18 protein-coding genes are annotated in these 25508 nt (G+C 55.3%); 9 read left to right on the top strand and 9 right to left on the bottom strand.

Annotated features, from left to right (window positions below; translation table 11 throughout):
* Window positions 1-254: 254 nt before the first annotated feature.
* Together fumA and ACX3P5_RS22395 are read right to left on the bottom strand one after the other, a co-directional pair.
* Window positions 255-1901, bottom strand: a complete 1647-nt coding sequence (fumA, locus tag ACX3P5_RS22400; protein WP_458969426.1) for a class I fumarate hydratase FumA — start codon at window positions 1899-1901, stop codon at window positions 255-257.
* A 158-nt stretch (window positions 1902-2059) separates the two neighbouring features.
* The gene (locus ACX3P5_RS22395; protein WP_233988694.1) at window positions 2060-3568 is read right to left on the bottom strand and encodes an anion permease; all 1509 of its coding nucleotides are present in this window, start codon (window positions 3566-3568) and stop codon (window positions 2060-2062) included.
* Window positions 3569-4156: 588 nt separating this feature from the next.
* On the opposite strand from ACX3P5_RS22395, the gene ACX3P5_RS22390 reads away from it, so the two are divergent.
* Window positions 4157-6934: a flavocytochrome c gene (locus ACX3P5_RS22390; RefSeq protein ID WP_233988695.1), complete on the top strand. Its 2778-nt coding sequence runs from the start codon at window positions 4157-4159 to the stop codon at window positions 6932-6934.
* 62 nt (window positions 6935-6996) lie between these two features.
* On the top strand, window positions 6997-7965 hold the full coding sequence (locus ACX3P5_RS22385) for an FAD:protein FMN transferase (RefSeq protein ID WP_458969425.1): 969 nt from the start codon (window positions 6997-6999) through the stop codon (window positions 7963-7965).
* Here ACX3P5_RS22385 and dcuR read toward each other — a convergent pair.
* The gene (gene dcuR, locus ACX3P5_RS22380; RefSeq protein WP_233988697.1) at window positions 7959-8678 is read right to left on the bottom strand and encodes a two-component system response regulator DcuR; all 720 of its coding nucleotides are present in this window, start codon (window positions 8676-8678) and stop codon (window positions 7959-7961) included. The two genes, ACX3P5_RS22385 and dcuR, sit on opposite strands and share 7 nt — an antisense overlap.
* The gene (locus ACX3P5_RS22375; RefSeq protein ID WP_458969424.1) at window positions 8675-10309 is read right to left on the bottom strand and encodes a sensor histidine kinase; all 1635 of its coding nucleotides are present in this window, start codon (window positions 10307-10309) and stop codon (window positions 8675-8677) included. Before ACX3P5_RS22375 ends, dcuR begins: the two co-directional genes overlap by 4 nt.
* Before the next feature lie 312 nt (window positions 10310-10621).
* Between ACX3P5_RS22375 and mqo the strand changes: the two genes are divergently transcribed.
* Window positions 10622-12271: a malate dehydrogenase (quinone) gene (mqo, locus tag ACX3P5_RS22370; RefSeq protein ID WP_458969423.1), complete on the top strand. Its 1650-nt coding sequence runs from the start codon at window positions 10622-10624 to the stop codon at window positions 12269-12271.
* A gap of 73 nt (window positions 12272-12344) precedes the next feature.
* Here mqo and ACX3P5_RS22365 read toward each other — a convergent pair whose 3' ends face one another.
* Complete coding sequence (locus tag ACX3P5_RS22365; RefSeq protein WP_233988700.1) at window positions 12345-12632, bottom strand: VF530 family protein; 288 nt, start codon at window positions 12630-12632, stop codon at window positions 12345-12347.
* Window positions 12633-12839: 207 nt separating this feature from the next.
* Between ACX3P5_RS22365 and ACX3P5_RS22360 the strand changes: the two genes are divergently transcribed.
* Window positions 12840-14156 carry an MFS transporter gene (locus ACX3P5_RS22360; RefSeq protein ID WP_336756212.1) on the top strand — a complete coding sequence of 439 codons (1317 nt, stop codon included), beginning with the start codon at window positions 12840-12842 and terminating at the stop codon, window positions 14154-14156.
* A gap of 59 nt (window positions 14157-14215) precedes the next feature.
* Here the strand turns inward: ACX3P5_RS22360 and ACX3P5_RS22355 are convergent, their stop codons facing one another.
* Window positions 14216-15682, bottom strand: coding sequence for a pyridoxal phosphate-dependent decarboxylase family protein (locus tag ACX3P5_RS22355; RefSeq protein ID WP_233988702.1), 1467 nt, complete (start codon window positions 15680-15682; stop codon window positions 14216-14218).
* A gap of 14 nt (window positions 15683-15696) precedes the next feature.
* Window positions 15697-17079, bottom strand: a complete 1383-nt coding sequence (locus ACX3P5_RS22350; RefSeq protein WP_233988804.1) for a diaminobutyrate--2-oxoglutarate transaminase — start codon at window positions 17077-17079, stop codon at window positions 15697-15699.
* A gap of 763 nt (window positions 17080-17842) precedes the next feature.
* Here ACX3P5_RS22350 and ACX3P5_RS22345 point away from each other — a divergent pair.
* Window positions 17843-18244, top strand: a complete 402-nt coding sequence (locus ACX3P5_RS22345; protein ID WP_458969422.1) for an SRPBCC family protein — start codon at window positions 17843-17845, stop codon at window positions 18242-18244.
* Window positions 18245-18254: 10 nt separating this feature from the next.
* Window positions 18255-19802 (top strand): UbiD family decarboxylase, encoded by a 1548-nt coding sequence (locus ACX3P5_RS22340; protein ID WP_458969421.1) that lies wholly within the window; start codon window positions 18255-18257, stop codon window positions 19800-19802.
* 44 nt (window positions 19803-19846) lie between these two features.
* Here ACX3P5_RS22340 and ACX3P5_RS22335 read toward each other — a convergent pair whose 3' ends face one another.
* Window positions 19847-20869 carry an FUSC family protein gene (locus ACX3P5_RS22335; RefSeq protein WP_458969420.1) on the bottom strand — a complete coding sequence of 341 codons (1023 nt, stop codon included), beginning with the start codon at window positions 20867-20869 and terminating at the stop codon, window positions 19847-19849.
* 289 nt (window positions 20870-21158) lie between these two features.
* On the opposite strand from ACX3P5_RS22335, the gene ACX3P5_RS22330 reads away from it, so the two are divergent.
* From ACX3P5_RS22330 to gap, 3 genes are all read left to right on the top strand, one after another.
* Entirely contained in the window at window positions 21159-22358 is a 1200-nt protein-coding gene (locus ACX3P5_RS22330) for an MFS transporter (RefSeq protein WP_458969419.1), read from the top strand.
* A gap of 435 nt (window positions 22359-22793) precedes the next feature.
* Complete coding sequence (cspE, locus tag ACX3P5_RS22325; protein WP_031374430.1) at window positions 22794-23006, top strand: transcription antiterminator/RNA stability regulator CspE; 213 nt, start codon at window positions 22794-22796, stop codon at window positions 23004-23006.
* Between the two features lie 359 nt (window positions 23007-23365).
* The gene (gene gap / locus ACX3P5_RS22320; RefSeq protein ID WP_293000369.1) at window positions 23366-24367 is read left to right on the top strand and encodes a type I glyceraldehyde-3-phosphate dehydrogenase; all 1002 of its coding nucleotides are present in this window, start codon (window positions 23366-23368) and stop codon (window positions 24365-24367) included.
* Window positions 24368-24404: 37 nt separating this feature from the next.
* Here gap and ACX3P5_RS22315 read toward each other — a convergent pair whose 3' ends face one another.
* A complete protein-coding gene (locus ACX3P5_RS22315) occupies window positions 24405-25421 on the bottom strand; it encodes a lipoate--protein ligase A (RefSeq protein ID WP_458969418.1) in 1017 nt (338 codons plus the stop codon).
* Window positions 25422-25508 lie beyond the last annotated feature (87 nt).

Below are 25508 nucleotides of genomic sequence, written 5' to 3'. Positions count from 1 at the left end.
GCCAGAACGCCACGCCGGGAAGCGTGGAGAGGTCGGGGCCGGCCAGGGAAGGCCGATCCGCGAACGGTTGGTCGGCACGACGTCAAAGCCGAAGGAACCGCGCAGCGGCGCGAGGACGGCCCGACAGCAGCAGCGGTGCTCAGGGCCCGCACTCCGGCACGCTCGCGCAGAAAAAAAGCTGCCACGTCTGACCGTGACAGCCTTTGCACATTTAACCTTAACTGACGAGCATTACCCGCTTGCGGGGCTTTTTATTACTTCACGCATTTCGCGCAGTGTTGACGCTCGATGTGCTGGAAGAAATCGTTCCCTTTGTCATCCACCAGGATAAAGGCCGGGAAGTTTTCCACCTTAATTTTCCAGATCGCTTCCATCCCCAGTTCAGCATACTCCACGCATTCCAGATGCTTGATGCTCTGTTGCGCCAGTACCGCAGCCGGGCCACCGATGCTGCCCAGATAGAAACCGCCATGCTTCTGACAGGCATCGGTCACCTGCTGACTGCGGTTACCTTTGGCCAGCATGATTTTGCTGCCGCCGTGCGCCTGCAGCAGATCAACGTAAGAATCCATCCGGCCTGCAGTCGTCGGGCCGAGCGATCCCGAAGCGTAGCCTTCCGGGGTTTTGGCCGGGCCAGCGTAATAGACCGGATGATCTTTCACGTACTGTGGCAGACCTTCACCGTTATCAATGCGCTCTTTCAGTTTGGCATGGGCAATATCACGCGCCACGATGATGGTACCGGTCAGCGACAAACGCGTAGAGACCGGATAAGCCGACAGCTGCGCCAGGATCTGCTCCATCGGACGGTTCAGATCGACATGAATCACTTCACCTTCACCCTGCTGACGCAGTGCTTCAGGGATCAGACGACCTGGATTAGCTTCCAGTTTTTCAATCCAGATGCCGTCGCGGTTGATCTTCGCTTTGATATTGCGGTCTGCCGAGCAGGAGACGCCCATGCCGATCGGGCAGGAGGCACCGTGACGCGGCAGACGAATCACGCGGATATCATGGGCGAAGTATTTACCGCCAAACTGTGCGCCGAGGCCCAGTTGCTGCGCGGCTTCCAGCAGTTCCTGTTCCAGCTGAACGTCGCGGAACGCCTGACCATGCTCATTACCTTCGGTCGGCAATCCGTCGTAATAGTGGGTCGATGCCAGCTTGACGGTTTTCAGGGTGCTTTCGGCCGAGGTTCCGCCAATCACAAATGCGATGTGGTAAGGCGGGCAAGCGGCGGTACCGAGGGTACGCATTTTGTCGACCAGGTAATTCTTCAGCTTGCCAGGGCTGAGCAGCGCCTTGGTTTCCTGATAGAGATAGGTTTTGTTGGCAGAGCCGCCGCCCTTGGCGATGCAGAGAAACTTATACTCATCGCCATCCACGCTGTAGAGATCAATCTGCGCAGGCAGGTTGGTGCCGGTGTTGACCTCGTTATACATATCCAGCGCCGCATTTTGTGAATAGCGCAGGTTATCTTCGATAAAGGTGTTATAGACGCCCTGCGACAGCGCGGCTTCATCGCCACCACCGGTCCAGACCCGCTGGCCTTTTTTACCCATGATGATGGCGGTACCGGTATCCTGGCAGGTTGGCAGTACGCCTTTGGCGGCGATTTCGGAGTTCCTTAAAAACTGCAGCGCGACATATTTGTCGTTGTCGCTGGCGTCCGGGTCGTCAAGGATCGAGGCGACCTGCTGCTGATGCGCCGGACGCAGCATAAATGAGGCATCGTGGAACGCCTGCTGCGCCAGCAGTGTCAGGGCCTGCGGTGCCACTTTCAGCACTTCCTGACCATCAAATTCAGCGACTGAGACGTGCTCGCGGCTCAGCAGATAGTATTCGGTATCCTCGTGGGTAAGAGGAAAGGGGTTCTGATAGAAGAAAGGTTTGTTCGACATTTTTTCTCACTTAATGACCAGCTGAACCGTCGCGAAGGGCTGCGAGGGTCAACATCATCGGCGAATTAATCGTTTATTATATTTACCCGCCGCCGGGATGGCGGCGGGTAAGGTGTGGAATGGTATCTTATAACGCGTTGATCTGCATGTTAACCCGGTCAGAACATCCACACCATCCACGGATAGGCAATCAGCATCATTGAAGCCAGGAAGATGGCACCGAAGATGGTACCCAGACGCCAGTAGTCTTTGGTAGGCAGATAACCGCTGCCGTAATAAATCGGACTTGGACCGGTGCCGTAAGGCGTGATGATGCCCATCACACCGAGTGAGGTACACAGCATCAGACAGAAGACTGGCATGTTGATACCCGGAATAGATGCCGCAATGGTCAGCATGGCCGGTAACAGTGCGGTGGTGTGCGCAGTGGTACTGGCGAACAGGTAGTGCAGCAGGAAGAAGGCGATTAACAGCACCACGGCGGAAACCTGCGGGTCATATCCCTGTAACAGCATGCCGCCTTCTTTACCTAACCAGGCGATGAAGCCGACACGGGCCAGACCATCGGCCAGTGCGACCAGGGTTGCGAACCAGGCAAAGGTGTTCCAGGCCGCTTTGTTGCTGGTGATGTCATTCCAGTTCAGCACGCCGGTCCACAGCATCAGGATAATCACCAGCAGTGCCGCCATCGCCGGTTCGATCCAGGCCGTCGCGAAAATCCACATCAGCAGGGCACAGACAACAAATACCAGCAGCAGGATTTCGTTCCGGGTCAGTTTGCCCAGTTTTTCCAGTTCTGAGATTGCCCATTTTGGCACTTCATCATTGATTTTTACTTCAGGCGGATAGAACCAGTAAGCCAGCAGCGGCATGGTCAGAATCAGTAACACACCCAGCGGCAGGAAGGCGAGGAACCACATTCCCCATGAGATATCGAAACCGATAACGCTTTTCACCAGCGCCAGTGCTAACAGGTTCGGTGCCAGCGCAGAGAGGAACATTGAGCTGGTGATACAGGCCGCTGTAATGGCAACCCACATCAGATAAGAACCGATTTTACGTGCGCTCGGATCGTTAGGTTTAGAGCCGTACAGCGGCGGCAGGTTAGCAATAATCGGGTAGATGGTGCCGCCACTGCGCGCGGTGTTGGAAGGCGTAAACGGTGCCAGCAACAGGTCAGCAAAGGTAATGGCGTAGCCAAGCGTCAGGCTGCGGCGACCCAGATATTTCACCAGGATCAGCGCCAGTCGACGACCAAACTGGGTTTTGTCGTAGCCCGCAGCGAACATAAAGGCACCGAAAATCAGCCAGACGGTAGAGTTACCGAAACCGCTGACCGCCCACTTGAACGACTCACCGGCGAGTTTGAATTTCGGGTTAGCCAGCTCCGCCGGACTGAACAGCAAAAACTGACTGAACAGGGCGATGACGACGACACCGGTCAGACCGATCACCGCGCCAGGCAGTGGCTCAAAAATCAGCCCGACAATCACGCCGACAAAGATCGCGAAGAAGTGCCAGGCGTAGGGTTCGAGCCCGGCAGGAACCGGCACCAGTAGCAACAGCACCGCGACCAACACCGGTAAGGCAAGCATGATAGCTTTCTTTTTTCCCGCCGCAGCAGGGGCTGCTTTGGGCGGTTCATTCACAGCTGAGAGTGGTTTCATAGTATTTGTCTGCAAGTTGAGAAGAATGCGATTATGCGCCCCGATCGATCACTGACTGCTTTCTTTATTATTCTTAATAACGTGAATAAATCGTGACGCCGTTATTTTTTTGCCTGACAGCTGCAAGAGTAAGCAGCTTTTTAAATCAATGTGAATATGATGCGATTTCTGAAAATATAGATTTTTGATCCAGATCAATAAAATTAAATCGTTATTCCTGATTTTTAACATTTATTTTTAATTTATATCTCGCCGCTGGACCTTTCACGCTTTTTGTGATGCGGATCGGCAATCAGGTTACCGTCTGACTCACAAGCCTATGTTATAACTCCTTGATATGCAATAAAATGTTTTTAAAGTAAACGAAGGGTTGATTTTTGGTAACTCATGGTTAACAATTAATATAACTTCTGTTATTGTTTTCAGCAAATAAAAACTCTAAACCGTTTAAAAGTTTAAAAAGTAAATTTATCGCTTATATAAGCAAAGAAAATGGTATATTTAACCCATGACATCGGACCACTTAATTAAGCGATACTTTGCGTCCGCTAAAAATTTTCAGGCTTTTAAATTTTGGAGTTTATCGTAATGAATACTCTCACCCCGATTCTCACTCCCCTCACCCTTCCTGGCGGCGCGGTACTAAAAAATCGTTTAGTCATGGCACCGATGACCACCTGCACCGGTTTTTATGACGGCACCGTGACCAGCGAGCTGGTGGAATATTATCGTGCGCGCGCCGGCAGTATCGGCACCGTGATTGTCGAATGCTGCTTCATTGATAACCGTGGCCCGGCGTTTCCCGGCGCGATTGCCATCGACAGCGACAATAAAATCCCGGGACTGAAACGTATCGCTGACGCCATCAAATCAGAAGGGTCAACCGCGATCCTGCAGATTTATCACGGTGGCCGCATGGTGGAACCGGAGCTGATTGGTGGTAAAACGCCGGTGGCCCCCAGCGCGATCGCGGCACCGCGTGAAGGTGCAACCAAACCGCTGGCACTGAGCGCTGAAGAAGTCGAAACCATGATCACCAAATTTGGTGATGCGGTGAACCGTGCGATCAAGGCGGGATTTGACGGGGTAGAAATTCACGGTGCCAATACCTATCTGATCCAGCAGTTCTACTCGCCAAACTCTAACCAGCGCGATGACAAGTGGGGCGGCAGCCGCGATAACCGCGCACGTTTCCCACTGGAAGTGCTGGAAATCACACACAAGATGGCAGAGCGTTTTGCGCATAACTCCTTCATCATTGGCTACCGCTTCTCGCCGGAAGAGATTGAAGTACCCGGCATCCGCTTTGACGACACGCTCTATCTGCTGGAGAAACTGGCGGCGCGCGGGCTGGACTATGTCCACTTTTCGGTGGGTCAGCTGCTGCGTCCGTCGATTGTCGATACCCAGGACCCGACGCCGCTGATTGAAAAATTTGTGGCGATGCGTTCGCCGGTGCTGGCAAAAGTGCCGGTGATTGGGGTTGGCGGGGTAGTGAATAAATCAGATGCCGAGATGGCGCTGGAAAAAGGCTATGACCTGGTTGCAATCGGTAAAGCCTGTATCGCCTATCCGGACTGGACCGACCGCATCGTCAATAATGAGCATCTCGATCTCTACATCGACAGTAACAAACGCGAAGAGCTGCAGATTCCGGAACCGCTGTGGCGCTTCTCGCTGGTTGACGCGATGATCCGCGACATGAGCGAGTCAGGTCGCAAATACAAAGCCGGTGTTTATCAGGAAAAAGTGGAAGCCGAAGCGCTGAAGCTGAAAATCAACGTCACGCTGGATACCGACCGTATTACCGATATTTCGCTGGTCCCGGATGACACGCTGGATGTGGACTTCACCACCACCTTTGAGAACCTGCGTAACCGCATTCTGGTCGCCAATAGCCCGCATGTTGATGCGATTACCGGCGCCACGACGCAAAGTGAAGCCCTGAAGAAAGCCGTATCGCGCGCCCTGACTCATTCCAGCAAAGCGCACGTTATCGAAGAGGGCGGAAATCCTAACGCACCGCAGAATTACGATGTGGTGGTGGTGGGCAGCGGGGGCGCTGGCCTTGCCGCAGCCATTCAGGCGCATGATGAAGGTGCGCGGGTGGTCATTATCGAGAAGATGCCGACCATTGGCGGTAACACCATTAAAGCCTCAGTCGGGATGAACGCCGCGGAAACCCGCTTCCAGAAACTGAAAGGCATTGAGGACAGCAAAGAGCTGTTCTACGAAGAGACGCTGAAAGGCGGCAAATTCAAAAACAATCCGGTGCTGCTGCGTGAGTTCGTGGACCTGGCACCAGAAGCGATTGAATGGCTGGCCGACCACGGTATTGAACTCAATGACATCACCATTACCGGCGGGATGAGCATCGACCGTACTCACCGTCCGGCAGACCGTTCTGCCGTCGGCGGATTCCTGATCAGCGGGCTGGTGAAGAATATCAACAGCCGTAACATCGAAGTGCTGCTGGAAACGTCGGTGGCAGAAATCCTGTATGAAAATGGGGCGGTTGCCGGGGTAAAAGTGGTTGATGAGTACAACGACAGCCGTATCCTGAATGCCAAAAGCGTGATTGTCGCGACCGGCGGCTTCAGCGCTAACCGTGAACTGGTGGTGAAATATCGTCCCGAACTGGATGGCTTCGTTACCACCAACCACAAAGGCGCAACCGGTAGCGGTATCGCCATGCTGACCAAAATCGGTGCCGGCACGGTGGATATGGGCGAAATCCAGATTCACCCAACGGTAGAACAGACCACCTCTTATCTGGTTTCAGAGTCAATTCGTGGCGGCGGCGCCATCCTGGTGAGCCAGGCTGGACAGCGTTTCTACAATGAAATGGAGACCCGTGACAAAGTCTCGGCGCAGATTATCGCGCTGCCAGAGAAAAGTGCCTGGATCGTGTTTGACGAGCAGGTACGGATGAACAACAAAGCGGCCGATGAGTATATTGCGAAAGGCTTCGTGGTGAGCGCACCGACCGTGGGTGAACTGGCAGTGAAACTCAATATGGAACATCGCGCGCTGGAAGAGACACTGGCCCGTTACAACGGCTTTGTCATCCAGCAAAAAGATGAAGACTTTGGCCGCCAGACGGCGCTGCGTCATCCATTAAGCGAAGGTCCGTTCTACGCGATTCGCGTTGCGCCGGGCGTCCATCACACTATGGGCGGCGTCACTATCGACACCACCACGGCGGTACTGGATAGCCAGCAGCAGGTGATTAACGGCGCCTGGGCCTGTGGGGAAGTGGTCGGCGGCATTCACGGCGCTAACCGCATCGGCGGTAACGCAGTCGCCGATATCATTATCTTTGGCATCCTGGCGGGCGGTAACGCGGCAGCCTACGCGAAACGTTAACGCTCTCTCCGGCATCTGCGTCCTGCGGATGCCGGTTCTTCCTCTTCAAAGCAGAGTCGCCTATGTTAACTGATGCGCGTGTCTATGCTTACTCCGCGGTTCTGATGGGTTCGCCCATTCTGCTCAAACTGTTTGAACACAATGAACCCCTTGCCGGACAGGTTTTCCGCCTGATTAAACAGCAGGAGAACCTGTTTACCGTCAATCGTGCCGGTTCTGAAGTGATGGCGATTAACCAGGCGGCGGGTCAGCATCCGGTGGCGGTCAGTCAGCCGGTATTCGATCTGATCGCCTGCGCCCATGCTGTCAGCCTGCTGCCCGACAGCCGGTTCAACCTCGCGATTGGTCCGCTGGTGAAGTGCTGGAAAATTGGGTTTCAGGGCCATAGCGTGCCGCCTGCGGCGTCATTGCAGGCCTGTCTGGCACTGACCAATCCGCATGACGTGATGCTTGATCCGGCGACCCACAGCGTCATGCTGGCGAAAGCCGGGATGGAAATTGACCTTGGGGCGATCGCAAAAGGCTACATCGCCGATCGGGTGCAGGCGTTTTTGCGTCAGCAGGGAGTAAGCAGTGCGTTGATCAATCTCGGCGGTAACGTGCAGACGGTCGGCTCGCCGCAGGAGGAAGACGCAGCGGGATGGGCAATTGGCCTGAAAAAACCGTTTGGTGCGCCAGATGAACTGATCGGCGTGATTCACGTTGCCGATAAATCGGTGGTGACGTCCGGTATCTACGAACGCTTTTTCGAGCTGGATGGCGTCTGCTACCACCATATTCTTGATGACCGCAGCGGTTATCCACTCGATAACGAACTGCTGAGCGTGACGGTTATCTCTGACCGCTCAATCGATGGCGATATTTACACCACACTGCTGTATGGCATGGGCGTGGAAAAGGGAATTGCCTGCCTCGCCGATCAGCCTGATATTGAGGCGATCTTTGTGACCCGTGACAAGCAGATCATCTGCTCGTCACAACGTCACTTTTCCTTCCAGCAACTCGATCCTCATTACCGGCAGGCTTACTGACAATATTGCTTCAGCAGGGTGTGATATTCCGGCTGTAAGCGATAACGATAAACCGGTCTGCCGGTTACGCCATAGTGAATGCTGGTGAACAGAATATTAATCTGCGCCAGCCAGATCAGGTATTTACGGCAGGAAACCCGTGAAATATTCACCTCTGTTGCCAGCTCATCGGTGGAAAACTCGGTACCCGGATGCGCATCGATCCACAGGCACAGCGTACGTAACGTCTGTGGCGTCAGACCTTTTGGCAGCCGTTTCTGTTCACTGGCGCCAGGCGGGTTGCCGTGCAGCAGCTGATCCACATCTGACTGCTGGTAAAACTGGTGATTATCCATCAGCGCTTTTTTCTGCCGCCAGCCGGTCAGCGCCTCTTCAAAACGGGCAAACTGGAACGGTTTAATCAGATAATCCACGACGCCATAGTTGAGCGACGTTTTGATAGTGGCCGCATCCGCCGCCGAGGAGATGATGATCACGTCGACAGGCCGCCCGGCGCTGCGCAGTTCCGGCAGCAGGTCCAGACCGTTCTCCTGCTGCATATAGATGTCCAGCAGCACCAGATCAACCTGCGAATCAGCCTGTAACAACTGCTCTTTGGCCTGCTGTAACGTCGACGCGGTGCCGCAGCAGGTAAATCCGGCGATCTGAGCGATATAACAGCGATTCAGCTCGGCTACCATAGCATCATCATCGACAACTAAGACATTGATCATTCGACTTTTATTCCTCTCTCCCACGGGAGTTGCACTAAGAACTGGGTGAACACACCAGGCTCGGACTCAACGCTGACATTACCGCCCAGACTTTCGGTTTGCTGCCTGACCAGGAACAGCCCCACGCCACGATCGTCGCCCTTTGACGAGACGCCACGTTCAAAGATGGCGGCGAGCTGCGACCCGTCAATGCCGGGCCCATCATCACTGACTTCACACGCCAGCCAGCCATTCTGGTAATGCAGCATCAGGTGGATTTCACCTTCGGTTTCCGGGTCCAGCGCCTCAAGTGCGTTTTCGATTAAATTACCCAGCACGGTAATCAGTACAGCGCTCTGTTGTTCACTGCCGCAGTCGGGCAGAAAACTGGCCTCATCGATAATCAGCTGGTGCCCTTCATCGGTCACCCGACTGATTTTGCTTAACAGAAAGCCCGCAATCACCGGTGATTTGATCTTCTGTATCAACGAACCGATTTCGGTCTGGTAGTTATTCGCCGTTTTCAGGATGTACTCTTCCATCTGCGCATAATTTTTCATGTGCAGCAGCCCCAGAATCACATGCAGCTTATTCATGAATTCATGGGAGCGTTCACGCAACGCATCGACATAGTTTACCATGCCGTCCAGACGCTGCATCAGCTGGCTGATTTCGGTTTTATCCCTGAAGGTGGTTACTGCGCCGATAATGCGTTCGCCGCTGCGTACCGGCACGGTATTGCTAATCAGAATACGGCCGCCGAGAGTCAGCTCTTCGTCATGCCAGGCTGTGCCCTGGTGCAGCGCATCCTGTTGATGACTATGCATCACGCTCTCTTCCGGCAGGCGATCGCCACTGAGCATGGTTTTGCGGGTCGTTTCGTGCAGCAGCTGTTGCGCGGCCTGATTAATCAGGCTGACGCGTGACTGGTCATCCACCGCAATCACGCCCTCTTTAATCGAATTGAGAATGGCCTGACGCTGCTCAAACAGGCTGGAAATTTCATGCGGTTCCAGCCCCAGCAAAATGGTCTTGAGCCGTCTGACCAGAATATAGATGCCCAGCAAACCGACAAGGGTGCCAAATAAGACGGTCCAGACAATGTTCCAGCGGCTTTTTGCTATCTGCGCTGCCACATCATTGAGTGAAATACCGATAGCCACAACGCCAATTTGCTGATGACGGTCGTTAAAAACCGGGGTAAAAACCCGCAGGGCCTCAACCAGTACGCCGTGATTAACCGCGACATTTTCCCGGCCAGTCAGCGCCGGATTAAGATCGTCACCAATGAAATGTTTGCCAATCGCATCGGGATTAGGATGCGAAAAGCGGATGCCGCCCATATCGGTAACCACCACGAACAGCAGGCCGTTACGTTTGCGCGCCGCTTCGGCAATCGGCTGGATCAGCGTCTGACCGTCCGGGCGTCCCAGTCCGCGCTGGACCTCGGGGCTGTCTGCCACCGTACGTGCTACCGCCATCGCTTTATCTTTCAGGTGCGACTGGGCGAAATTATCGATCTGAATGAAATAGAGCAGATGGACGCACAGCAGGACGGTAAAAATCACCGCCGTCATCATCAGCGTGGTCAGCGTGCTGAGCTTCATCGGCCGTCGGTTAAGGGCGTATCGTTTATGTGACTGGATTTTCATGAGCGTTCGGTACGGGTAAGGGTATCGCCAGGAAACATACGCTAAGACGCGGCACCAGTACAGGATTAGCCGCGCGCGTGGCAGTAAAAACAGCGGCACAATATTTGCCTTAGGGGATTGAATAATTCAAAGCACACCCTTAATGTGTGGTTAAAATAGATAGCAAATTAAGTAAGCCTTTTGTAATTAAATTAAGGCGGAAATGCTATTTTTAATTTTATAACTATTTTCACATTAACTCATAAATAACATTATTTTAAACTTTGAGGACTTTTTTTAACCAGTGTTATTAAGTTAACAGTAGATTGCATAATGATTAGATCAACCAAAGTTATTCCTGCACTTTCCCTCGCGGCCTTGCTTGTTTCTTCAGCTCTCCACGCTGAAACTTCACCAGAGAAAACCGACGTACTGTTAATTGGCGGCGGCATCATGAGCGCCTCGATGGGGACCATGCTGGAAGAGTTACAGCCAGGCTGGAAACAGATCATGGTTGAGAAACTGGACGGTGTGGCGCTGGAATCCTCAAACGGCTGGAACAATGCCGGGACCGGTCACTCGGCCAACATGGAGCTGAACTATACGCCTGAGCGTAAAGATGGCTCGATTGACGTGACGAAAGCGCTGGAAATTAACGAAGCCTTTATGGTGTCGCGCCAGTTCTGGACCGCTCAGGTTAAAGAAGGCGTCCTGCACGATCCCCGCAGCTTCATCAACTCTACGCCGCACATGAGCTTCGTCTGGGGCGATAACGTCGACTTTCTGACCAAACGCTACGCGGCACTGCAGAAAACGGCGCTGTTCCAGGGCATGAAGTTCTCCACCGATCACCAGCAGATCGCTCAGTGGGCACCACTGGTGATGGAAGGCCGTGATCCGCAGCAGAAAGTGGCTGCGACCTGGACACCGGTCGGTACCGACGTTAACTACGGTGAAATCACCCGTCAGCTGATCGGCAGCCTGAAGAAAAATGACAACTTCCGTCTGGAAACCTCCTCTGAAGTGACGGACTTCAAACGTAACGGCGACAACTCGTGGCACGTTACCATCAAAGATGCCAAAAATGGCAATGAGCGTGCAGTTGACGCCAGGTATGTCTTCATCGGTGCCGGCGGCGGCGCGCTGAAGTTACTGCAGAAAACCGGCATTCCTGAAGCTGAAAACTATGCAGGCTTCCCGGTAGGTGGGTCGTTCCTGGTAACCGAAAACAGCGCGATTGCCGATCGTCATCTGGCAAAAGTGTACGGTCAGGCTTCCGTCGGCGCACCACCGATGTCGGTTCCGCATCTGGATACCCGTTACCTCGATGGCAAGCGCGTCGTGCTGTTTGGGCCGTTCGCGACGTTCTCGACTAAGTTCCTGAAAAATGGTTCGCTGTTTGATCTGCTCAGCACCACCACTACCCACAACGTGATCCCGATGACGCACGTTGGGATGGATAACTTCGACCTGGTGAAATATCTGGTGGGTCAGGTGATGCTGACTGACGATGACCGCTTTGCTGCGCTGAAAGAGTACTATCCGGATGCGAAGAAAGAGGACTGGAAACTGATTCAGGCCGGTCAGCGCGTCCAGATCATCAAGAAAGATGAAGAGAAGGGCGGCGTGCTGAAACTGGGCACCGAAATCGTGACCGATCAGCAGAAAACCGTTGCTGCACTGCTGGGTGCATCACCGGGTGCCTCTACTGCGGCGCCAATCGCACTGAACGTGATGCAGAAACTGTTCCCGGAAGAGTTTAAGTCAGCCGAATGGCAGGCGAAGATTCACAAAATGATCCCGGGTTACGGCCAGAAACTGAACGACAACGTTCCGCTGCTGCAGCAGGTCTGGAATGACACGGCATCAACGCTGCAACTAACCACCCCGCCGGTGATCCATATGGATGGCAACGCGACCGCAGCGCCAGCAGCACCGGCTGAGAAACCAGCCGTTTCACCACAACACGATATGGCGCTGTAACAGCCGCTTAATCGTCAAAAAGCCCGCGCCGGTTAGCCGACGCGGGCTTTTTATATTCCTCCGGCAACCGCGATTATTCCGGCTTGTTGCCACGCCAGCCCGCCCAGGGGTCCTCTTCAGCCGGCGGTGTTGCGTCAGTTTTCTCATCCAGCGACGCCAGATAGAGTGCTTCGACTTCGGCCCGCGCCCACGGCGTGCGGCGCAGAAACTTCAGGCTCGATTTCACGCTGGGATCGCTTTTGAAACAGTTAATGTTGATGCGTTTACTCAGTTCAGACCAGCCATACTGTGCAACTAAATGGTTTACCTGCATTTCGAGCGTGACGCCGTGCAGAGGATCTTTTGAGGTGTGTGCGTTCATGGTTTATCCGCCCGGTTCAGTTAATTGCGCACATCCTGACGATCGTCGCGCCGGAGTGCAAGCCTCCCAGGCGAAAAAGCGGAGCATCCGCCAGCCATCTCACCTTTTATGTGGCTGAGTTAACGCGATCCATACCCGTTCGGGTAATTTATCACCGATTATGCTAATCATAAGCGATTGATGCGACGACAAAAAGGATCACCTGCCATGTCCGATTCCGCAGATAAGCTGCTCAGTTCCGCCAGCCGTAAACGTGCCTTACTGGCCGGTTCGGTGGGCAATTTTATCGAATGGTATGAGTTTGCCGTTTATGGCTTTCTCGCCACCCTGATTGCGCAGAACTTTTTCCGGCTTGAGGGAGAGTCGGCGCTGACCGGGATTCTGCTGACTTATGCCTCGTTCGCTATCGCCTTCTTTTTCCGTCCGCTTGGGGCGATCATCTTTGGCCGGATGGGTGACCGCATCGGACGTAAGCCGACGCTGATTTTTGTGCTGATCATGATGACGCTGGCGACCACCGCCATCGGGCTGGTACCGACCTACGCCACGCTGGGGGTGCTGGCCCCGCTGATGATAACCGGGTTGCGGATTCTGCAGGGGCTGTTCGCGGGCGGCGAATATGGCGGGGCGGTCTCGTTGATGACCGAATTTGCGCCACGCGGTAAGCGCGGCTTGTTTGGTGCCTGGCAGTCGTTCACCGTGGCGCTGGGGCTGCTGGCGGGCGCAGGCATTGTGGCGCTGCTCTCACTGTTGTTAAGCCCTGAACAGATGCTGGCATGGGGCTGGCGTGTCCCATTCTTTCTCGCGCTGCCGTTGGGTGCGCTGGCGCTCTGGCTTCGGGTACAGATGGAAGAGACGCCGGCCTTTATCCGGCAACAGTCAGAACCCGTACCTGAAAGGGTGACGGCCAGCTTCGGCGCGACGCTGAAAACCATTCTGCTCGGCATCTGCCGGTTGATGGTCTGGTCGGCCGCCGGCTATACCTATCTGGTGATCATGCCAACTTACCTGCAGGCGTCGCTGCATACCGGTTTTAATCAGGCGTTACTGATTGCGGTGATTTCGAACCTCGGCTTTGCCGCGACCATTATTCCGGCCGGTATGCTGAGCGATAAGATTGGCCGTCGCGCGGTGATGGTGACCGCGGCGGTGCTGCTGTTGCTGCTGGCGCTGCCGCTGCTCAACGTGCTGCAGGCGGAAAGCAGTGGGCTCGGGCTGAAGGCGCTGGTGGTGTTTATTGCGGGCGGGATTGTCGGACTGCTGGCGGGACCGGGACCGGCGATGCTGGCGGAGATGTTTCCCACGCGGGTGCGCTATACCGGGCTGGGGCTGGCCTATTCACTCTCGAACGCCGTCTTCTCCGGCTGTGCCGGATTGATCATTACCGGGCTGATTAAACAGACCGGCAATCTGGATATTCCCGCCTGGTACGTGATGATCACCGCGCTGATCAGTATTGTGGCGCTGATGACCCTGAACAAGGATGACCATCTGCGGCTGCTGGATGAGCCGCCGTCGCGCTGAACCGACGGTTACAGGCATAAAAAAAGGCTCCCGGAGGAGCCTTTTTAACAACCGATGACTTACACCAGTTGCTGCGCGGTGGTTTCCACCAGAGTCAGCAGGATTTGAATGTCTTCCAGCGTGACGGTCGGGTTCAGCAGCGTCATTTTCAGGCAGGTGACGCCGTTAAATTCGGTGACGCCGACGTTGGCGCGACCTGACTCCAGCAGGGCATCGCCAATACGCTGATTCAGCAGCGCGATATCCGCATCGCTGAGGTGCGCCAGATGGGCCGGACGATAGCGGAACAGCACGCTTGCCAGCTGCGGCTTCATCACCAGTTCCAGCGCGGGCTGTTGTTCAACATAGTGAGCAACCTGCTGCGCCAGCGTCACACCGTGATCGATGATCGCGGCATACTGTTTCTGACCCAATGCTTCCAGGCCCATCCACAGTTTCAGCGCATCGAAACGGCGGGTGGTCTGCAGCGACTTCGACACCAGATTCGGTACGCCCTGCGCTTCATCAAACTCCGAGTTCAGGTAGGCCGCCTGGTAACGCATCAGCTCATAGTGACGCGCTTCCTTCAGCAGGAAAGCGCCACAGCTGATGGTCTGGAAGAACTGCTTGTGGAAGTCGAGCGTGATGGAGTCCACCAGTTCAATCCCATCCAGATAGTCGCGGTACTGCTCGGAGAGCAGCAGCGCGCCACCCCAGGCGGCATCGACGTGAACCCAGATCTGCTGTTCCGCCGCCAGCGTTGCGATCTCGCGCAGCGGGTCGATGGCACCGGCATCAGTGGTGCCTGCGGTCGCGACAATCGCCAGCACCTGCTCGCCGTTGGCCTGAGCCTGGGCCAGCTTGTGACGTAAATCGTCCAGATCCATACGGGCGAAGCGGTCCGTTTTGACCAGCGTCACCGACTGATAGCCGAGGCCCAGCAGCGCCATGTTTTTCTGCACGGAGAAGTGGGCATTTTCTGAACAGAAGACTTTGATCTTCTTCAGATCGCCGGTCAGACCATCCTGCTGTACGGAGTGTCCCTGGCGGGCAAACCAGGCATCACGCGCCAGCATCAGACCCATCAGATTGCTCTGGGTACCGCCGCTGGTGAAGACGCCCGCGTCGCCCGGCTGATAACCCACCTGCGTACGCAGCCATTCGATCAGCTTCATCTCAATGATGGTGGCGGAAGGGGCCTGGTCCCACGAATCCATGCTCTGGTTGGTGGCATTAATCAGGACTTCGGCCGCCTGGCTGATCACCAGACTTGGGCAGTGCAGGTGCGCGACACACTGCGGGTGATGCACTGACAGGCTGTCTTTCAGAAAGTATTCGATGGCGCGTTCAATCGCGGCCTGGTTGCCCAGGCCCTGAGGATTGAAGTCCAGCGTGATACGTTCACGCAGCTCAGCGACGGTTTTGCCCTGATACATCTCAGGTTGTTCCAGCCACTTAACGACCGCCGCGCTACTCTGGGCAATCGCCTGCTGGTAGGCCTCGGTGCTCTGTGCTGAGGCCGCCAGAATCGGGTTTAACCGGGACATTGCATTCACTCCACTCAAACGGGTTTCACGCCAGCTGACAGCAGGGCGTTTTCAAATTTATCCATAAACACGTCGAGTTCTGCATTGGTGATCAGCAGCGACGGCAGCAGACGCAGCACGCTACCGTGACGACCGCCACGCTCCAGAATCAGGCCGTTTTCAAAACATTTTTTCTGCACCAGCGCCGAGAGCTCGCCATCTGCCGGGAAGCTGCCCATGTGATCGGCGGCTTCGTCAGGTTTCACCATCTCGATACCGATCATCAGGCCCAGGCCACGCACGTTACCGATAACCGGATAACGCTGTTGCAGTTCACCCAGTTTACCTTTCAGCCACTCGCCCTGCGCCGCGACTTTATCTGCGATGTTGTTGTCTTTCAGCAGTTTCAGGGTGGTGAGGCCGGTTGCCATCGCCAGCTGGTTACCGCGGAACGTCCCGGTATGATGGCCCGGAGACCAGGCATCGAACTCTTTCTTAATGCCGAGTACCGCCAGTGGCAGACCGCCGCCAACCGCTTTCGACATCACGATGATGTCCGGCTCAATACCCGCGTGTTCAAAGGCGAAGAACTTACCGGTACGGGCAAAACCTGCCTGCACTTCATCCAGGATCAGCAGAATGCCATGTTCCTGAGTGACTTTACGGATGCGCTGCAGCCATTCCGCCGGGGCCGGGTTGACGCCGCCTTCACCCTGAACCGCTTCCAGGATCACGGCTGCAGGTTTGCGCACGCCGCTCTCAACGTCGTTGATCAGGTTTTCGAAGTAGTAGGTCAGCGCTTTGACGCCCGCTTCACCGCCAATTCCCAGCGGGCAGCGGTAAAGGTGCGGATAAGGCATGAACTGCACTTCCGGCATCATGCCGTCGACGGCTTCTTTGGGTGACAGGTTACCGGTCACTGACAGCGCGCCGTGGGTCATGCCGTGATAACCGCCGGAGAAGCTGATCACGCCGGAACGACCGGTGTGCTTTTTCGCCAGCTTCAGTGCGGCTTCTACCGCATCCGCACCGGATGGACCGGTAAACTGCAGGCAATACTCTTTGCCCTGGCCTGGCAGTAAAGAGAGCAGGTATTCAGAAAATTCATCTTTTAACGGCGTAGTCAGATCGAGGGTATGTAACGGCAAGCCGCTGGTAATGACATTTTGAATACTTTGCAGAACGTCTGGATGGTTATGGCCCAAAGCCAGCGTTCCGGCACCGGCAAGACAATCAAGATACTGATTATTCTCGACGTCGGTGATCCAGACACCTTGCGCTTTCGCAATCGCGAACGGCAATTTACGAGGGTAACTTCGAACGTTTGATTCAAATTCAGCCTGACGGGCTAAATAGGTTTCATTGTTTCCGTTTAAGGTCTGTGCATTCAAACTATCAATACGGACTTTATCCGTCATCATATCTCTCCTACAACCGGGACGGGTGTAACGTCGCAGTTGAATAAATGAATTAAAAAAGTAATGGGCATCGATAAAACGCGGCCAATATATTGGTTTTTCAGGTCCGACTCAATGATTAATTTCATCGGAAGTTTACGGATTATTTGCTTTGTTTATCAACGGTTTGATCTCTTTATGACCATTTTTATCGGCGCGATTCTTTACGGACGCTTTTAATAAAGCACGTAAAAACACGTGTTTACCCTGGCTGACCGTCATTACGTGGCGGTTAACCAGTTGTGTAAAAGGCTGTTTCTGGCAAAAAAACACGGTAAACGACGACGCAAAAATCGGTAAAAAAGCCTGTCGCGGTGTTCGGTTGCGTCCTGATTAAATAATCACGGCATTACAGTAAATTCGTTAAAATATTAAACCTTCTATTAACAATTAATTAATCTCACACCCGCTTACCGTGGTTAACCGCAACGGCAGGGTCGGCGTTATGACGATCTCTGTGTGCTAAACCCAGCGACATTGTTACCGGCACGCGTGCAGAGGGTGCTACCGGATAGGGCCCTGGCGGCGGACGCTGATCGTCTCACCGTGTGAATGGTTACAATTACTGACTCAAACCTTACCTGGCTGCCAGCCGCCGTGGTCAGGGCCTTCAGCGGCCGATGGCACCGCACAGACCGGATAAGCCTTCTCTGGATCAAACTGAGCCCGGCGGGGATACATATACTTTCTGCGACCCTTTCCATTCGCCGTTCAGGGAGTTCTTATGATTACGCTCCATCACGCAATAAAAATCACCGCTGCACGAAGCCAGGTCTATGCCGCCTTAACGGATATCACACAACTCGCCAGCTGGCAGCTGGGCGTGGTTGAAGGGACGATTGCGCCGGGCGAAATCCTGACGTTGCGACCCAGTCCGCACGCCCACATCAGCTGGCGAACCGATCAACTGGTGCCGGATGAAGAGCTGGTACAGACCTCGGTTGAAGAGCCGGACAGCCCGGCGGGAAAAACCCTGCGTATCACCCTGGCCGATTTCGGACCCGCTCAGACCATTGTGGCGCTCAGTCATGGTGGCTGGTCTGACCGCGATCCGCATCTGCCGTTCTGCAATACCCGCTGGGGCGAAGTGTTACTGCATCTGAAAAGCTGGGTAGAAGCCCGATAAGGAGAGAATCATGCCGCAAAAACGCCCGACCTCGTATCTTGAGGTAAAACCTGGCGACCCTCATCCACAAGGCTGGCAGGTGCCGCCGGTTAACGATCTGCGCTCGGCGATTGCCTTACTGCAAACGCTACCGGGTCAATACATTGAAACCGATCGCGAAGTCGATCCCATTGCCGAGCTGGCGGGCGTCTACCGCTACATTGGTGCGGGCGGGACGGTCATGCGACCCACCCGGATCGGTCCGGCCATGACCTTTAATACCATCAAAGGCTTTCCGGATGCGCGAGTGCTGGTGGGATTAATGGCCAGCCGTGAACGGGTCAGCGCGCTGCTGGGCGCGCCGGTGCGGGAGCTGGGGATTCAGATGGCCCAGGCACGACGCAACGTGACGCCGCCGGTAACGGTAGAGCAGCAGGACGCGCCCTGTCAGCAGGTGGTCTACCGCGCCGACGATCCTGGCTTCGATCTGCGCAAAATTCTGCCCGCGCCGACCAATACCACGGAAGATGCCGGACCTTTCTTCTGCCTCGGACTGGTGCTGGGCAGCGATCCGGACGACCGTAATAATACCGATGTGACAATCCACCGTCTCTGCGTGCAGGGTAGGGATGAGATGTCGATCTTTTTCGCGCCAGGTCGCCACATTGACGCATTCCGGCGCAAAGCTGAAGCGGCGGGTAAACCGTTGCCGGTCTCAATCAATATGGGGCTGGACCCGGCCATTACCATTGGTGCAGAGTTCGAAGCGCCCACCACGCCGTTTGGCTTCAATGAACTCTGTGTCGCGGGCGGGCTGCGTGGTCAGCCGGTGGAACTGGTGGAGTGTCTGACGATCGATCAGCGCGCCATCGCCCGGGCGGAGATTGTTATCGAGGGCGAGATTCTGCCTGACGTTCGGGTTGCGGAAGATCAGCACACCCACACGGGCAAAGCGATGCCGGAATTTCCGGGCTATACCGGCGACGCTAATCCTTCCCTGCCGGTGATCAAAGTGAAAGCCATTACCACCCGCCATCAGCCGATTTTACAGACGCTGGTCGGGCCGGGTGAAGAACATGTCAGCCTGGCGGGCATTCCTACCGAGGCCAGTATCTATCTGCAATGTGAGGATGCGCTGCCCGGACTGGTGAAAAACGTATATGCCCACAGTGCCGGTGGCGGCAAGTTTCTGGCGGTGCTGCAGGTGGCGAAACGCAATGCCGGAGATGACGGCATGACCCGCCAGGCGGCACTGATTGCGCTGGCGGTTTATCGCGAACTCAAGAACGTCATTCTGGTGGATGAGGATGTCGATCTGTTTGATACCGATGACGTGATGTGGGCGATGCAAACCCGCTTTGTGGGCGACCTCGATACGATATTCGTTCCCGGTGTGGCCGGCCACGTGCTCGATCCTTCACAGCAGCCTTTTTACGATCCGCGTATCAGCGACAAAGGCACCACCACCAAGACCATCTTCGACTGCACCGTGCCATTTAAACTCAAACCGCATTTCGTGCGTGCGCAGTTTGCCGAAGTCGATCCCAGCCTGTGGGCGCCTTCGCTGTTCCCGCGTTAACCTTTATGGGTTTTAGCCCGCCGCCATCGGGCGGCGGGTCCGCCTCAGTAAAGCGTTTCAAAATCCGCGGTGCCAGTTAGCTTCGCCTGTACGGCAGCGGCCAGTCGGGTCAGCATAATCGCGGCCAGCGCAAAGCCGCTGCCGATAGCGGTGGCCAGCAGGCGATCCTCCGCCACGTTGCCCTGCACCAGTCCGGTGAGCGAAATCATCAGCACCACCATCAGCGTGACAAAAAAGGTAAAAACAAAATAAGAACCGTTCGCCAGCCGGTAGGAGAGCGTAAACGCCAGGTAAGCGGAGAGGAGAAAGGCGGCTGCCAGCACGCCTGGCTGCGGAAGAAGGTGGGTAAGAATGCCCGCCGCCAGACAGCCGGATAAGGTGCCCAGCGTCCGGGCGGGGACCCGCAGCAGCGACTCGCGAAAATGGTTACGCAGGCAGAGTAGCAGCGTCATGCCGGTCCAGTAGCCGTTCTTCACCGAAAAATGCTGCACCGTCACCAGCGCGACACCCATAGCGATGACGGCAAACATCACCGACCAGCGCAGGTGTATTCTGGGCCGCGAGGTCTGTCGAAGGCGTCGCAGCGCGCTGCGCCAGCTCAGCCTGCTCAGCGATTGCAGCCGGAAATCTCCGTTTCGCAGTAGCAGGCAAATCAGCGTGAGCTGCACGGCACCGCCGAGCATCACCAGCCCGGCGCGGCTGGCAGCATGAGTGATATCGCCCGGAAAATAGCCTGAAATCATCCAGGCGATGGCTGACTGCTGAACCACCCAGCCAGCCGTCCCGTTGATCCCACTGATCACCGCGTAGCCAGCGGCAAACAGCATTGCACCGCTGACAAACAGCACCAGGCTGTGGGCCAGCGCACCCAAAAAAGCAAACAACCCGAGGCCGAGCAGCGTGACCAGCAGTAATTTTGCTGACGATCCCTCCCAGGTTTTACTGGCGCCAAACGCCAGCGGCAGCGCACCACTGGCCATCACGCTGGCCTCCCGTAGATGATCGGTGCCCAGTCCGAAGCCAAAAATTAGCAGGATCGCGGGCAGGCAGCAGAGCGCTAATCGCATGTCGTGTCTGCATTGCTGAAAATTGTTCACGGCGTTTCCCTGATTTGAATCGCGATGGCAACATTGCCGCGGCTAAAAGTGTGAACCAGATCTCATCGCTCAGCCAGGTTTTTACCCGGCCGGGCAGGGGGAATCGCCGGACAAGTGGCGGGTAAAGTGTGCGCGATGTCACATTATCGGGTTGCTAACCGGGGGCTTCCTTTCTATAGTCTGCCCGCATTTGCAGCGCGTCAGGACGATAGATGTCCGGCTCTGCGGTTTTGTTATCTGTTCAATCCATTGGGAAATTATGTTGTCAAAAAATAATCGGGAAACCGACGCTGCCGGCTTTGCCCGCTGGGCATTGCTGGCGCTGGCGCTGGGCGGATTCGGCATCGGCACTGGCGAGTTCATCATGATGGGCCTGCTGCCCGATGTATCACGATCGCTCGCGATTACTGAGCCGCAGGCGGGGAACGCCATCGCCAGCTATGCGCTCGGCGTGGTGGTGGGTGCGCCGGTTATTGCCGTACTGGCTGCGCGGATGGCGCGTAAGTCGCTGCTGCTGATCCTGATGGCGCTGTTCAGCGCGGGTAATGTCGCCAGCGCCATGGCTGACAGCTATCACGGGCTGATTGTGGCGCGCTTCCTGACCGGCCTGCCGCACGGTGCCTATTTTGGCGTGGCGTCACTGGTGGCCGCCTCGCTGGTGCCGATCGAGCGACGTGGCCGGGCGCTGGCGTCACTGATGCTCGGGCTGACGGTGGCAACCCTGGTCGGTGTACCGCTGGGATCGTGGATTGGGCAGTTGTTTAGCTGGCATGTAGTCTTCACCTTTGTCGGTGCCATTGGCGTGCTGACCTGTCTGCTGATTGGCCGTTATGTGCCTTACACGCCCGGTGATGCCGATGCGCATCCGTTGCGTGAACTGGGTGCGCTGAAAAACCCGCAGGTCTTGCTGACGCTGCTGGTGGGTGCGGTCGGATTCGGCGGCATGTTTGCCATCTTCAGCTACATCGCACCGACGCTGATCAACATTGCCGGTATGTCAGCGTCGCTGATTCCGTGGGCGATGGTGGCGTTTGGTCTGGGGATGATTATCGGTAACCTGGTGGGCGGTCGACTGGCTGACGGGCGGGTGCTGAATATCATTGGCTGGACGCTGTTATGGAATGTCATGGTGATGGCGGCGTTCCCGCTACTGGTGCAGCATGTGGCAACCGGTCTGCTGGCGACCTTCCTGATCGGTACCTGTTCTGCCATGTTGCCGTCGCTGCAGATCCGCCTGATGGATGTTGCCAATGATTCACAAACGCTGGCGGCAGCGATGAACCACTCCGCGCTGAACATTGCCAACGCGATGGGGGCGTATCTGGGAGGCCTGACGGTGTCGCTGGGCTTTGGCTGGATCTCTACCGCCTGGGTCGGTGTGGCGCTGGGCATCGCCGGTTTGCTGGTGTTCACCGTTACCGCTCGTCACGCTGCGCGACAGCAGCCTCAACCGGCATAATTACCCGCATCGAAAGCGCAACGAAATAAGATATTATCGTTGCGCTTTATCTGAACCTGTCCGGCATTAATATTTCTTGCTATTATCATGCGCCGGGTTATTTATTTTATTCGCACATGCTCTTATTTTCGGCGCCAGGCGAAGCGCGACATTTCCCGAAAGCAGAAAAGCCGCTGCGATTAAAAGCGCTCCGGACGTCTGGATGTTAAAATTAAATTAAAATAGTGTTTGATAAAAGCGATGATGCGTGGCTTAATAGCGTCATCGGTTTGGAACACAGACCTTATGAAAGCAGTTTTAGTAAAGCAGTCTTCAGTGCAAGCGATATCAAACGATACCCCTTCTTGTGAGTCTCCTCCTAAGTGCCTAGTAAGTATCCCTCTGAAAGACAGGCCATCTTCGCCACTTAGTGGCTCATAAATTAAGGAAGTATCGATGTCTAATAAAATGACTGGTTTAGTAAAATGGTTTGACGCTGGTAAAGGTTTTGGTTTTATCTCTCCTCAGGATGGCAGCAAAGATGTATTCGTACATTTCTCTGCAATTCAGGGTAACGATTATAAAACTCTGGATGAAGGTCAGCAGGTCGAATTCACTATTGAAAACGGCGCTAAAGGCCCATCAGCAGCTAACGTCAGCCCGCTGTAAATTTTAATTGTCAATGACGCTTACAAACGCGATGACGGTAACAACCTGAGCAGATAAGCGTAAAATTGATAATTAACAGAACCCGCCTTGTGCGGGTTTTTTGTTTTTTTAAAACGCCACAAAATCCGATAATTTATATTTTATCTCCGCAGTGAAATTTCCTCTTTCCGTTTCGCCTTTCGCCTTTCGCCTTTTGCCTTTTGCCATTGTCATGCCTGCACGCTCTGCGGCGCATAGATTGCCCCTCCTTCAGCCTGGCCTGATGCTATTTTTACCTGAGAATATCGGCGCGGGCCGGACTTCACAGGTGCTGCACGCGTGACAAACCAACGGGTTTAACTGACAGGCTGGAGATCACAATGAAGAAGATCGGCATTAATGGTTTTGGACGTATCGGCCGTCTGGTCCTCAGACGTATTCTTGAGCAGCAGGAAGCGGTGGAAATCGTGGCAATTAACGATTTAACCTCACCCGAAATGCTGGCCTATCTGCTGAAATATGATACCAACTACGGCGCTTTTCCGTTCAGCGTTGAGGCGGGTGACAAAGCGCTGCAGGTGGACGGCAAAAAGATCACCGTGTTCGCCGAGAAAGAGGCGCGCAACATTCCGTGGGGCGAACTGGGCGTCGACGTCGTCATTGAGTGTACCGGCTTCTATACCTCGGCAGAAAAAGCGCAGGCGCATATCGATGCGGGAGCAAAACGGGTACTGATCTCCGCGCCCGCCGGGGAGATGAAGACCGTGGTGTATAACGTTAACCACGACACGCTCAGCGCCGAAGACACCATTGTTTCCGTCGCCTCCTGTACCACCAACTGCCTGGCCCCGATGGCGAAAGCGCTGCACGACAATTTCGGCATCAAAGTGGGCACCATGACAACGATCCATGCTTACACCGGTACCCAGGCGCTGGTGGACGGGCCGCGCGGCAAAGATTTTCGGGCCTCGCGCGCGGCGGCAGAGAATATCATTCCGCATACCACCGGCGCGGCGAAGGCGATTGGCCTGGTGATCCCCGCACTCTCTGGCAAATTAAAAGGTCATGCGCAGCGCGTGCCGACCAAAACCGGATCGGTAACTGAACTGGTGTCGATTCTGGAGAAGAAGGTCACGGTCGGGGAGATTAACGCGGCGCTGAAGCAGGCGTGCGAAAACAACGAATCCTTTAAATATACCGAGGACCCGATTGTCTCTTCTGATGTGATCGGCCTGCCGTTTGGATCGATTTTCGACGCCAGCCAGACCGAAATCAGTGAAGCGGGCGATCTGCAACTGGTGAAAACGGTCTCCTGGTATGACAACGAATATGGTTTCGTTACCCAGCTAGTCCGGGTGCTGCACACCTTCGTTAATCTGTAAGCCTTTCAGGCCGTTCTCGCCGAACGGCCTTATTCGGTTAACGCAGGCTGGCGACCAGCCACTGCTGTAGCTCGTTCAGTTCCAGCTGCTGTTGCGGGAAATCGGCTTTGAGCTGGCTCATCACCGCGTCCAGCGCGTCCGGGCGATAGACGATGCCCTGTAACCGCTGCGCCAGCGTTTCCAGCGGCGTCGGGTTCAGGCTGTCGCTGAAAATCTGACAGCGGGTGATGACACCGCGCTCAATATCAAAATGAATCTCAACGCCGCCCCAGCTAAAGCGCTGATCCAGCAGATGCGAGAAATCCGGTGCCTGACCAAAGTTCCACTCCCAGCTACTCTGGCGGGCAAACAGCTGTTCAAAGCCCGGCAGGTCGGGCAGGGCATCCGGCGAAATATATTCAGGCTCGCAATGCACATTGAAATGTTCAAAACAGGCTTCAGTCACTGCGGAACAGATCGCCTCATAGCTGATGCCGGGGCTTAGCTCTGCCAGATTCGCCACTCTGGCGCGCACCGAAGTGATGCCTTTGGCCTGCAATTTTTTAACGTCAGGATTGAGGTAATCGGCCAGCCGCGACAGATCGGCGTCAATCAGAATGGTGCCGTGATGAAAGCCGCGATCGGGCGTTTCACGGTAGGCCGAACCGGATATTTTTCGCAGCCCGTCGGCAGTGTTAACCACCAGATCGTTACGTCCCGAGGCTTCCGCAGACAAGCCCAGTTTCGCCAGCGCACGCAGGATAATCGCGGTTGAGACGCTTTTATCGTAGCCCGGCTTGCCAGCCATAAAGGTGAAACAGCAGTTGCCGAGATCGTGAAACACCGCGCCGCCGCCGCTGCTACGCCGGGCCAGCCTGATGCCATCTTCTGCCATACGACGGGTATTACACTCTTTCCACGGGTTTTGCGCCCGTCCGATCACCACCGTCTCCGCATTGCGCCATAAAAACAGCACCCGCTGGGCCGCTGGCATCTGACGGAAAATGCACTCTTCCACCGCCAGGTTAAACCAGGGATCGTTCGACTCAGATAACAATAACCGTAAAAAGGACATCAACGACTCCCGTTCCTTTAGAGAATGCGCCCGGCTGTCAGGCAGATAAGAGAGTGTAACAGCAGAGCGGGGCGACATTAAGCTGAT

The organism is Pantoea sp. S-LA4, assembly GCF_054482835.1.
The sequence above is the reverse complement of the archived record's forward strand: the minus strand, read 5'-3'. Positions and strand labels throughout refer to the sequence as shown.

Bases quoted from the DNA above. Each gene is read 5' to 3' on its own strand.
- mqo (WP_458969423.1), top strand. From the start codon at position 10,622: ATGATTAGATCAACCAAAGTTATTCCTGCACTTTCCCTCGCGGCCTTG.
- ACX3P5_RS22385 (WP_458969425.1), top strand. From the start codon at position 6,997: ATGTTAACTGATGCGCGTGTCTATGCTTACTCCGCGGTTCTGATGGGT.
- ACX3P5_RS22390 (WP_233988695.1), top strand. From the start codon at position 4,157: ATGAATACTCTCACCCCGATTCTCACTCCCCTCACCCTTCCTGGCGGC.
- ACX3P5_RS22315 (WP_458969418.1), bottom strand. From the start codon at position 25,421: ATGTCCTTTTTACGGTTATTGTTATCTGAGTCGAACGATCCCTGGTTT.
- ACX3P5_RS22335 (WP_458969420.1), bottom strand. From the start codon at position 20,869: ATGCGATTAGCGCTCTGCTGCCTGCCCGCGATCCTGCTAATTTTTGGC.
- ACX3P5_RS22365 (WP_233988700.1), bottom strand. From the start codon at position 12,632: ATGAACGCACACACCTCAAAAGATCCTCTGCACGGCGTCACGCTCGAA.
- gap (WP_293000369.1), top strand. From the start codon at position 23,366: ATGAAGAAGATCGGCATTAATGGTTTTGGACGTATCGGCCGTCTGGTC.
- cspE (WP_031374430.1), top strand. From the start codon at position 22,794: ATGTCTAATAAAATGACTGGTTTAGTAAAATGGTTTGACGCTGGTAAA.
- ACX3P5_RS22375 (WP_458969424.1), bottom strand. From the start codon at position 10,309: ATGAAAATCCAGTCACATAAACGATACGCCCTTAACCGACGGCCGATG.
- ACX3P5_RS22330 (WP_458969419.1), top strand. From the start codon at position 21,159: ATGTTGTCAAAAAATAATCGGGAAACCGACGCTGCCGGCTTTGCCCGC.
- ACX3P5_RS22355 (WP_233988702.1), bottom strand. From the start codon at position 15,682: ATGTCCCGGTTAAACCCGATTCTGGCGGCCTCAGCACAGAGCACCGAG.
- dcuR (WP_233988697.1), bottom strand. From the start codon at position 8,678: ATGATCAATGTCTTAGTTGTCGATGATGATGCTATGGTAGCCGAGCTG.
- ACX3P5_RS22345 (WP_458969422.1), top strand. From the start codon at position 17,843: ATGATTACGCTCCATCACGCAATAAAAATCACCGCTGCACGAAGCCAG.
- ACX3P5_RS22360 (WP_336756212.1), top strand. From the start codon at position 12,840: ATGTCCGATTCCGCAGATAAGCTGCTCAGTTCCGCCAGCCGTAAACGT.
- ACX3P5_RS22395 (WP_233988694.1), bottom strand. From the start codon at position 3,568: ATGAAACCACTCTCAGCTGTGAATGAACCGCCCAAAGCAGCCCCTGCT.
- ACX3P5_RS22350 (WP_233988804.1), bottom strand. From the start codon at position 17,079: ATGACGGATAAAGTCCGTATTGATAGTTTGAATGCACAGACCTTAAAC.
- fumA (WP_458969426.1), bottom strand. From the start codon at position 1,901: ATGTCGAACAAACCTTTCTTCTATCAGAACCCCTTTCCTCTTACCCAC.
- ACX3P5_RS22340 (WP_458969421.1), top strand. From the start codon at position 18,255: ATGCCGCAAAAACGCCCGACCTCGTATCTTGAGGTAAAACCTGGCGAC.